This window comes from Candidatus Methylomirabilota bacterium (assembly GCA_036005065.1).
Lineage (GTDB): Bacteria > Methylomirabilota > Methylomirabilia > Rokubacteriales > DASRDR01 > DASYQW01.
In genome coordinates this window covers 1-9,780 of sequence record DASYQW010000255.1, presented here as the reverse complement: position 1 = coordinate 9,780, position 9,780 = coordinate 1, and the positions used below count along the sequence as shown (strand labels likewise).

The 9,780-nt window shown below is 70.4% G+C and carries 12 protein-coding genes; 6 read left to right on the top strand and 6 right to left on the bottom strand.

Annotated elements, in window-relative coordinates; translation table 11 throughout:
- From VGW35_18145 to VGW35_18130, 4 genes are all read left to right on the top strand, one after another.
- A partial coding sequence (locus tag VGW35_18145; GenBank protein ID HEV8309587.1) for an ABC transporter substrate-binding protein occupies positions 1–397 on the top strand: 397 nt, incomplete at its 5' end.
- Positions 398–459: 62 nt separating this feature from the next.
- A complete protein-coding gene (locus VGW35_18140; protein HEV8309586.1) occupies positions 460–1,155 on the top strand; it encodes an ABC transporter permease subunit in 696 nt (231 codons plus the stop codon).
- Positions 1,156–1,206: 51 nt separating this feature from the next.
- Positions 1,207–1,989 (top strand): ABC transporter permease subunit, encoded by a 783-nt coding sequence (locus tag VGW35_18135; GenBank protein HEV8309585.1) that lies wholly within the window; start codon positions 1,207–1,209, stop codon positions 1,987–1,989.
- On the top strand, positions 1,989–2,510 hold the full coding sequence (locus VGW35_18130) for a TIGR00725 family protein (GenBank protein ID HEV8309584.1): 522 nt from the start codon (positions 1,989–1,991) through the stop codon (positions 2,508–2,510). Before VGW35_18135 ends, VGW35_18130 begins: the two co-directional genes overlap by 1 nt.
- Before the next feature lie 16 nt (positions 2,511–2,526).
- Here the strand turns inward: VGW35_18130 and VGW35_18125 are convergent, their stop codons facing one another.
- From VGW35_18125 to VGW35_18110, 4 genes are all read right to left on the bottom strand, one after another.
- The gene (locus VGW35_18125) at positions 2,527–3,753 is read right to left on the bottom strand and encodes an MFS transporter (GenBank protein HEV8309583.1); all 1,227 of its coding nucleotides are present in this window, start codon (positions 3,751–3,753) and stop codon (positions 2,527–2,529) included.
- Positions 3,754–3,790: 37 nt separating this feature from the next.
- Positions 3,791–4,375 carry a 2OG-Fe(II) oxygenase gene (locus VGW35_18120; GenBank protein ID HEV8309582.1) on the bottom strand — a complete coding sequence of 195 codons (585 nt, stop codon included), beginning with the start codon at positions 4,373–4,375 and terminating at the stop codon, positions 3,791–3,793.
- Between the two features lie 122 nt (positions 4,376–4,497).
- Positions 4,498–5,148 (bottom strand): fructose-6-phosphate aldolase, encoded by a 651-nt coding sequence (gene fsa / locus VGW35_18115; protein HEV8309581.1) that lies wholly within the window; start codon positions 5,146–5,148, stop codon positions 4,498–4,500.
- Positions 5,145–5,546, bottom strand: coding sequence for a cyclophilin-like fold protein (locus VGW35_18110; GenBank protein ID HEV8309580.1), 402 nt, complete (start codon positions 5,544–5,546; stop codon positions 5,145–5,147). The genes fsa and VGW35_18110 overlap by 4 nt, the downstream gene beginning before the upstream one ends.
- Before the next feature lie 403 nt (positions 5,547–5,949).
- On the opposite strand from VGW35_18110, the gene VGW35_18105 reads away from it, so the two are divergent.
- Together VGW35_18105 and VGW35_18100 are read left to right on the top strand one after the other, a co-directional pair.
- Entirely contained in the window at positions 5,950–8,469 is a 2,520-nt protein-coding gene (locus VGW35_18105) for a hypothetical protein (protein ID HEV8309579.1), read from the top strand.
- Positions 8,466–8,831, top strand: a complete 366-nt coding sequence (locus VGW35_18100) for a hypothetical protein (protein HEV8309578.1) — start codon at positions 8,466–8,468, stop codon at positions 8,829–8,831. The genes VGW35_18105 and VGW35_18100 overlap by 4 nt, the downstream gene beginning before the upstream one ends.
- Positions 8,832–9,229: 398 nt before the next feature.
- Here VGW35_18100 and VGW35_18095 read toward each other — a convergent pair whose 3' ends face one another.
- Both VGW35_18095 and VGW35_18090 read right to left on the bottom strand, forming a co-directional pair.
- On the bottom strand, positions 9,230–9,430 hold the full coding sequence (locus tag VGW35_18095) for a hypothetical protein (protein HEV8309577.1): 201 nt from the start codon (positions 9,428–9,430) through the stop codon (positions 9,230–9,232).
- 170 nt (positions 9,431–9,600) lie between these two features.
- Positions 9,601–9,780, bottom strand: a 180-nt coding sequence (locus tag VGW35_18090; protein HEV8309576.1) for a hypothetical protein, incomplete at its 5' end; no start/stop codon positions are given.

Genomic DNA, 9,780 nt, shown 5'->3' with positions numbered 1-9,780 from the left:
CGAGGCCTGGATGGGTGCGATCTGGATCGATCAGCTGGTGGCCTGGAAGAACGAGGGGCGCATGGACGAGGCGGTGACGCCGATCCTGCCCGCGCCGGGCCTGCCGATCTATCCCCTCTACCTCGTCGTGCCCCGCGAGGCCGCCAACCGAGAGCTGGCCACCCGCTACATCGACTACATCGCGACCCCGCAGGTCCAGGCCAAGGCGATCGTCGAGCGCTTCGGCTGGTACCCGGGAGTGGACGCCGAGAAGGTGCTGCCGCTGATCTCGCCGAAGAGCCGCGAGCTCCTGTTCAAGGGCGTGACGGCGGAAGACCTCGCGCGCTATTCGCGGCAGATGCCGCTCCGCGAATACCACGATCTCATCACCCTGGCCTACGAGGAGATCGTTCGCTGACGCTCGGCGAGCGCTGGCTCTGGGGCGCGCTGTGCACGCCCCCGCTGGCCGTGCTGGGGGCGGTGTTCGTCTGGCCCCTGACGGTCTCGGTCGTGGCGAGCTTCACGCGCGACGGCGCCTGGACCCTCGCCAACTATGGTACCGTCTGGCGGCTCTACGCCCGAGATGTGGGGTACACCGTCGGAGTCGCCGCCGCCGGGACCGCCCTGACGTTCGCGGCGGCGATCCCGGCCTGTGGCTGGCTTCGCGTCCGGGCCTTCGGGCCGGTCGAGTTCCTCCTCAAGGTGCCCCTCTTCGTGCCCTTCGTGGTCGTCGGCCACGCCCTCCGGGTGTTCCTCAGTCCCTTCGCCCCGGCGTTCGCCTCCTCCTGGGCGGGCCTCGCCGCCGCGCTCGCGTGGAAACACCTCGGGCTGGCCGCTCTGCTCCTGCTCGGCGCCTTCCGGGCCGTCGACGAGGGCTACCTCGAATCGGCCCGCCAGTTCGGGGCCGGCCCGGGGCGCCTGACCCGCGACGTCCTGGTCCCCATGGCCGCGCCGACGCTCGCGGTGAGCGCCATCCTCATCTTCTCCTCCATGCTGGCGTCCTTCTCGATCCCGCTCATGATGAGCCGCGGGGGCGGAGCTCAGATGCTGATGATCGACGTCTACTATCGATTCGGCCAGCACGGCGATTTCGAGACGGCCGCCGCCCTGGGCGTGGTCGCCTATCTGCTCGCGATGGGGGCGGCGCTGGTTTACGGCCGGCGCATCGTCCGTTAGGCCGTGCCGATCGCCGTCGCACCGTCCGCTCGGGCGTCGCGGGGCCGGCTGGTGGCACGGGCGGCGGCCCTGGCGGGGGTCGGCTTCCTCGTCGTGGGTCCGCTGGCGAGCCTCGCCGTCTGGTCCCTGGCCGAGCGCTGGACCTATCCGAGCCCGTGGCCCCAGCGCGTGGGTCTCCGCTACTGGTCCCGGATGCTCGGGAGCGACTTCCTGGAGCCGCTCCGGGTCGGTCTCGTGATCGCGGTCATCGTCACCGTGCTGGCCCTCGCCTTCGCGCTTCCCCTGGGATACGTGCTGGCCCGCCTCCGGTTTCCGGGCCGCACGGCGATCCTGCTCGCGTTCCTGCTCCCGCAGGCCTTCCCTCAGCTTCCTGTCTTCGCCAGCGCGACGCGCGAGTTCTACCGGTGGGGGCTGGCCGGGACGGTCCCCGGGGTGGTCCTCGTCCACCTGGTCGGCGGCCTCGTCTTCGCGGTGTGGACCATGACGGCGGTCTTCCGCTCGATCGCGCCCGAGCTCGAGGAAGCCGCCCAGAACCTCGGAGCCTCCACCACTCGCACGTTCCTGACCGTCTCGCTGCCCCTGGCCCTGCCGGGACTCGTGGCCAGCGCGGTGCTGGTCTTCCTCTACTCGCTCGACGAGTTCACGGGCACGCTCCTGGTCGGCTCGCCCTTCGTGACCACGCTGCCGGTCTACATGTACACGGCCAGCGTCGGCTACGAGCTCCAGATCGCGTCGGTGACGGCGATTGCCCTCATGGTGCCGGGGGCCGTGCTCTTGCTGCTGCTGGAACGCTTCCTGAAGGCCGAGTACCTGGTGTTCTTCGGGCAGGTGTGATGGCGCGGCCAGCCCGCCGGATGCCGCGCATCGGCGTGATCGGCGAAGGCGTCTGCTCGAAGCGGGCGGCCGCGCTGGCGGAGCGGGCCGGTCGCGCCATCGCGCGGGCCGGCGCTCTGCTCCTCTGCGGCGGTCTGGGAGGCGTGATGGAGGCCGCGTCCCGCGGCGCCGCCGACGCCGGCGGGCTCGTGATCGGCGTCCTGCCCGGCTTCGCCCCCGGCGACGCGAACCGGTGGGTCACCCTTCCCATCGTGACCGGGATGGATCAGGCGCGCAACGTGATCCTGGTCCGCTCGTGCCACGCCATCGTCGCCATCGGGGGCATGTACGGCACGCTCTCCGAGATCGCCCTCGCCCTGAAGCTGGGGATTCCCGTGGTCGGCCTGGGCACCTGGCGCCTCCGTCAGCCGCAGGGCCGGCGCGTGCCGCTCACCGCCGCGCTGACGCCCGAGGACGCCGTCGCCCGGGCTCTGCGCGCCGCCCGCCGCCGCCAGCGGGCGACTCGGCGGTGGCTGGCCTGATCTCCGAGCCCGAGCCTCAGCTCCGCGGCTCGTCCCCCACCCTCCGGCGCTCCGTCCGAGGGAACAGGAGGGCGCTCCCCGCCACCACCACCATGGCCGTCCCGATGTACGTCGGACGGAAGCCGACGCCGAGGGCCAGGGCGGTCCCGAGGATGGAGCCGACCGCATTGGCCACGTCGCCCAGCGTCGAGTAGGCGGCCAGGGTCGCCGCCCGGCGCTCGGGCCGCGCGGCGTCGCCGACGAGCGCGGCCAGCGGCGTCGTGGCCAGGGCCACGGCGAGCCCCAGGCCCACCACGGCCACGGTGACCGTCTCGGTCGTTCCGGCGACCCCGAGGACGAGCAGGGCAAGAGCGGTGACGGCCAGGCTCACCCAGACGAGAGGCATGCGCTGGTCGGTGCGGTCGCACCAGCGGCCGACGACCGGCGAACCCAGCAGGAAGCCGAGCACCAGGAGGATCCCGAACATGAGCCCGGCGACGCTCCGGGTGCCGACCCCCGCGCCGAAGAGGGTCGTCTCCGGCCCGAGCTGGGCCAGGAGAAAGAGGACGAAGGTCGCCTCGAAGACGCCCCAGATCGCGAACCCCGAGAGCATCTTGAGGGCCGTGTAGCGCCGGATGCGGCGGTCGAGGAGCCGCGGGTAGTCGCGAAGCCGGGCCCCCGGCACCGCGCGATCCCCGCCGGGGCCGGGCATGCCCGTCTCGGCGACCGCGGCCGTGGCCAGCAACGTCACGCCCAGGACGGCCCCGCTGCACCCGAGGAACGTCCGGCCGTAGCCGAAGGCGTCGGTCAGGAAGCCACCGGCGACGCTCCCCAGCGGATAGACGCCGTAGATCGCGCCCTGGTAGAGGCCGATGGTCCGCCCGCGCTCCGTCTCGCCGCCGAGGTCCAGCGCGCTGGCGAGGCCGGCGGTGATGAGGCAGGCCGAGCCGAGGCCGTAGAGAACGCGGGAGGCCAGCAGCGTGGGGAAGCTCCCGGCGAGGGCCAGGACGAGGAGCGCGAGACTCATGCAGAAAAACCCGAGGAGCAGCGGCGGCCGCCGGCCGACGCGGTCGGCGGCCAGCCCGGCCCAGGGGGCGGCCGCCAGGCGGACCAGGCGGTGCGCCGTGTACAGGAGGCCGAGCCCCGCCGCCGGCACGCCGAGGCTGGCCGCGTAGGGCATCAGGCTCACGTTGACGACGCCCTCGGCAACGAGGGCGCCGGCGGAGGTGCCGAGGAGAACGGCGAAGACGCGGCGCCGCGTCACCGTGCCGGCCGCGGCGCCCGACCCTGCGCGCCCGGTATCACTTCGCGTCGTGGAAGATGACCCCGAGCGTGTAACGCGACCCCGACGTCACCCGACTCACGCCATGCCGCAGGCTGGCCCGGGAGTACCCGCGGGCGCTCTTGACCGGCCGGTCACGGGTAGCGAAGACGACGATCTCGCCCTGCTCGGTGGTGATCGCGACCCCGCGGGATTGGGCACGAGGCCGTTGCTCGACGAGCAGGAACTCGCCGCCGGTGTAGTCGACGCCGCGCCGGCTCAGAAAGGAGGTGAGCTGGAGCGGGAAGGCGACCTCTCCGTAGAGGTCGCGGTGGAGGCAGTTGTAGCCCTCGACCTCGTAGTGGAGCAAGAGCGGCGTCGGCTTCGTCTGACCGTGCCGCCGGCAGCGCGCGAGCAGGCCGATCAGGTCGGTCGGGTAGCGCTCGGGGGCCCGCAGCGCCTCCATCCAGCGGTTGGCGATGGCAGCGAGCGGCGGATAGGCGTACTCGCGGAGGGCGGCGACCAGCGGCGGTAAGGGCTCGGCGAAGTACTTGTAGTCCCCGAGGCCGAACCGGTAGCGGGCCATGTCGATGCGGCTCCGGAACCGTCGCTCCTCGCCGTACATGGCAACGAGCTCCGCGCACTCGGCTGGGGTCAGGAGGGGCGGAGTCTTGGCGTACCCCCACTCCCAGAGCGACGCCTCGATCGTCTTCCAGTCGAGCGCGGCGAGTCGCTCCGGGACGTCGGTCAGATGTGGACTCCGGCCTTCTGCCAGTCGTCGAGGAATTTCTTGAGGCCGATGTCGGTCAGTGGATGCTTGAGCAGCATCTGGAAGACCGTGAACGGCATGGTGGCCACGTCAGCCCCGGCCACTGCGGCGTCCACGACGTGAAGGGGGTTGCGCAGCGAGGCGGCCAGGATCTGGGTTTTGAAGCCGTAGTTATCGAAGATGGTCCGCATGGTCCGGATCACGTCCATCCCCACGTGGGCGATGTCGTCGAGTCGCCCGAGGAACGGGCTCACGTAGGTGGCGCCCCCCTTGGCCACCAGGAGCGCCTGGGTCGGGGAGAAGCAGAGGGTCAGGTTCGTCTTGAGCCCTTCGCGAGAGAGGATGCGGAGGGCCTTGATCCCCTCGGCGGTCGTCGGGAGCTTCACCACCACGTTGGGGGCGATCTTGGCCAGCTCCCGGCCCTCGCTGACCATCCCGGCGGCGTCGGTCGCGACGACCTCGAGGTTCACGACGCCGTCGACGATCCGGCAGATCTCGTCTACCAGATCCCGGAACGGGCGCTTCTCCTTGGCGATCAGCGACGGGTTGGTGGTGACTCCGTCCAGGAGTCCCATGGTCGCGACCTCCTGGAGCTCCTGGACGTTCGCCGTATCGAGAAAGATTTTCATGGTTTCCTCCTGTCGGCGGGCGCGGCCTCGGCGCGCTCGAGGCGCACCCGGGTTCCGCCCTGAACCGTCTTGAACACGGTCGGGTCGCCATCCACGCGCCCGAAGACGTTGACCGGGCTGGCCGGGCGGATCTCGCCTTCCCGGCTCGCTGGCGTCAGGCCGAAGAAGATGCAGAACGCGCGCCCGGGCGGCCAGTAGCCCAGATCGCCGGGCTCCACGACCTCTTGGGCTCGGTCCTCCTTCAGCGTGACGGGGATCGAGAAGTAGATCTCGTCCCCCCAGGTCTCCGCCTCTGCCTCGATGGGGAGGCCCTCCCAGATCGCCAGGGCCGTCCCCGAGTCGTCGAGTGTCGCGATGGCGGACACCGTTCCGGCGGAGATGCGGATCCGACGCGGCACGCCCCCCAGTCTACCGCCGCGGTCGACCGCGGGCAAGGCGTCGGAGCCGGTTTTGGCGGGCAACCGCGGCCCCCCGACGCCTCGCCCGGCGAATGCGCTATGATGGCGCCGGCGACGGCCCGGGGTAGGTCTCGCAGGCGGCCGGTCCGGATCCCAACGGCGTGGATGAGCACGGCCGACCGGGCGCTCCGCGCCAGGTGACCCGGCTCTTCGACGGCGCCCTCGCCCCCTGACGCAGTCACCGGCTGGCGCGTGAAGAGGTCCGACCGGGAACTCCGAGCGCGGGCGGCCCTCTGATGGCATTGAGTAGAGGGCTGCCGGGGACGGCGGGTGGGTCACGGCCGCGGTTCCAGCCCGGCTGCCCGTCGGCCGCTGAGTGAGCTTTTCGGGGGAGGGCCCCGCCATGATGCGCAACGCAATCCGACTGATGGTTCCGCTGACCTTCTCATTGCTGACCGGTGGCCTCCTGGTCTCGAGCAGCCCCGCCGCGGACGACATCGATGCCGACGTGACCCGGATCGACGTCGACGACGACATGCAGGCGGGCAAGCAGTACTCGGTCCGGGTCACGGTCAAGAACACCGGGAAGCAGAAATGGTCGGGCCGGGACTTTGCCCTGGTCTGCGAGCCGACCGGGCAGCCGTCGGGGGCGCGGGCGCAGCGGAACGAGCTCCGCTTGGAGGAGCGGATCGACAAGGACCTCCGGCCCGCTGACGACGAGACGGTCCGAGGCGGCGTCACCGCCCCGGCCACGCCGGGACGTTGGAAGCTCTCCTGCTGGGTGACCCATCATGGCCGGCGCATCGGGCAAGACAAGTCGAGGGATATCGACGTTCGCGGGGACTTCGACGGAGAGGTGGTCCGCGTCGAGGGGGTTCCGGAGGAGATGCAGCCCGGCCAGAAAGTTCAGACTCACGTCACCGTCAAGAACACGGGAAAGAGCGGATGGTCAGGCCGCGACTTCGTCCTCGTCTGCGAGCCCACCGCTCAGCCGTCCGGCGCCCGGGCACAGCGCGACGAGCTCCGCTTGGAGGATCGGCTCGACAGGGACGTCCCGGCCGGCCGCGATCACAAGTTCAGCGGTACCCTGACGGCACCGTCGGCGCCCGGGCGGTGGACGCTCAGCTGCGCCATGACACACGACCGCAAGCCCTTCGGGAAGGCCGTGTCCCAGGCCGTGAGGATCGGCGGCGACGTCGACGGCGCGGTGGTGCGGATCGAGCTGGCCGACGAGCTGGACGCCGGACGAGAGTACACGGCCCAGATCACGGTCAAGAACACCGGGAAGGTCAAGTGGTCGGGTCCAGAGTTCGGGGTCGCCTGCGAGAGCACGGAACGGCCGCCGGGACCGAAGCCTTCGCGGGACGAATTCGGCCTCCTGGAAGGGATCGGGGCGGAAATTCCGCCGGGTGGTGAGCGGACCGTCCGAAGCAAGATCGAGGCGCCTCCGCTGACGGGACGCTGGTCCCTGACCTGTCGCCTGATGCATCAGCGCAACCCCTTCGGGAAAGTCCTCGCCAAGTCCCTCACCGTCAAGAGCAATCTCGACGCCGAGGTCACCGGGTTGGTCATCGCCGCCGAGATGGAGCCGGGCAAGTCCTACGACGTCTCCGTCCAGGCGAAGAACACCGGCAAGAGCGCGTGGTCAGGCAAGGATTACGCGCTGGTCTGCGAGAACACGGAGAGCCCGAGCGGGCCGCGGGTGCAGCGGGACGAATTCCGCCTCGAGCGGCGGTTCGAAGCCGCCATCCCACCCGGTAAGGCAGAGACCGTCACCGGCAAGGTGCAGGCAGCCGCTCCGGCCGGACGCTGGGTCTTCTCCTGTTGGATGACCTACAAGGCCAAGCCCTTCGGCAAGCCGGGCTCGAAGATGGTATTGGTCAAGCGCAGCTTCGACGGGGTCGTTGCGGCGATCGATATCAAGGACCGCATGGACCCGGGTAGCGAGCAGCCGATCAGCGTCCGGGTCCGCAACACGGGCCAGACGGCCTGGTCCCGCGGCGACGCCGTGGAGTTACTCTGCCACACGAGGGTCTCAGCGCAGGACCTCTACCTTCGGAGCCCCCTCGACACCCTTGCCGCCGGAGATACCGCCGTCATGAAAGGCACGGTCACGGCGCCCCGGGCGTCCGGACAGTGGCTCGTGACCTGCCGCCTCCTTTCCGCGCGCAAGCCCTTCGGCGCGGAACTCACGAAGCCCGTCACCGTCGGGTCGGCCGGCGCCGCCGACGCAGCCGTCCTGGCGGTCAAACTCGACCCCAAGATGCGGCCGGGCCAAATGTTCACGATGACGGTGCCGGTGCGGAACACTGGAACGACCGAGTGGAGCCGGCGCCAGGGTGCCTACGAGCTGGTCTGCGCCGGACTCCGGTCAGAGGACAAGCAGCGCGGCTTCCAGCTCACCGCTCCGGTGGAACGGGACGTCATCCGACCGAAGGAGGAGTACACCTTCCAAGCCACGGGCACCGCCCCGGGGACTGCGGGTCGCTGGGAAGTTTGGTGCTCGATGCGCGACCCCGACCGGCGTCTGTTCGGACGGCAGAACAGCGCCGTCGTGCAGATCCTGGCGGCGCCGGGCCGAACCGAGACGGTACCCGGTAGCATGCCGCTCACGGGCAGTCCCGGCTTTCGCAGTGAGGCGATGCTTGAGGCCCACTACCAGAAGCACGTGATCCGAGGTCGTGAGTTCGGGGAAACCATCACCAGGCAGGAGTACCTACGGCTGGCCCTGGCGCTGCGTGATGCCACTCCCGGCGGCGCCATCCTCGAGTGTCAGCGCCGGGGCGGGGCTGTCGCCCGGTTCGACCGGGGCAAGAAGTACTTCGGCATCTACGAGGCCGACGGCACCATTGTCACTTTTTTTGTTCCGACGGCCGGCGAGAGCTACTTCGAACGCGATTGCAAGAAGAGCGCCAGTAGATGAACGACGAGCCGATCGCCCGGAGACTCAAGGAGCTCGGGTACCCCGAGCACGTCTGGCGTGCCGGACGGGCGGGCCTGATCGCCCGCTGGCGCGCATTCGTCGAAGAAGTGGAGAGGGGGTATCCGCTCGGGCTCGAGGAGTACCGCAACGACCTCGACGTCCGGGCGATCATCGCGCGACTCGGCCTGGACGCTGAGGTTCGAGAATTCGACCAGAGGCTCGAGCGGATGCTCACCGCGCGCGACAAGCGCGTGTGGGAAAGCCCGTCCGAAGCCGGCGCGGCCCCCTTCTGGGACTTCGGATATCCGAGCAACGCGGCTGGCGACTTATTGGAGGGCTTGAAGGCGGAAGGGTTGACGTAGGCTCCGCCCCTCGAATGCCGCATGCCGTTCCCCACCGCGCCAGGCCCGCGGCCGGCCCCTCGGCTAGAGACTCCCCATGTCGACCACCGAGGGCGCGCCGCCGTCGGCCGGGAAGAACACGTGGAGGGGGGCCGGCAGGCCGCTGACTCCGCGACGCTTGGCGACGAAGTAGCGGTCCACGCGTCCCCGTTCTGCCGTGTCGCGGAAGCCGATCGTCCGCTCGTTGCCGGGGGCGACCCGTGTGATCTCGACCGGGACCTTGTAGAGCGACGCGCCCTGACGCGCCTTTCTTGTAAGAGAAGCCCTTGATCGAGGGGCTCAGATCGGTGCCGGCCGCGTTGCGGAGGCTCTTGTGGACCAGGGGCAGCACGGCCCGCAGCGCCTCCTGATACCAGTCGTTAGGCTCCTTCGCCGACCGCTGCCCCGATCACCGGGTTGTAGCAGGCGCAGTCGGCATCGGTGACGCACGTCCCCGTGGCCTGATCGAGGCGGGTCTTGAAGCGCGACGCGATGGCAGGACAGGGGTCGACGGATGCCGGCGGCACCGCGGATCCGCCGCAGGTGAGGAGCGCCGCGAGCAGCGCCGCAGCCGGGGTCACGGTCGTGGACCGAGCGCGTCGAAGTCCACCGCGAGCCGCGCGGACCGGACGCGCGGCAGGCCGCCGCCGCTCAGGGTCCGGCGGAGCTCGGCAGGGCCGCCCGTGAGAACCAGCGCGGCTTTTCGAGCAACGCCATTCAAGTCCTCGGGCCGGCCGCTCCGCCACGCCGTTCACCGCGACGGCCTCTTGACGCTCCCCTCGAGATGAATGGCCATCTTGGTGTCGGCGCCGAAGGCGACGGAGAACAGGTAGGTGCCGTTCCCGGTCGTCCGAAACCAGAGACCGCTGCCGGATCCGAGCTGCCAGTTCCCCGGAGGACTCTCGACGTCGACCACGGTCGAGGAGGTGGC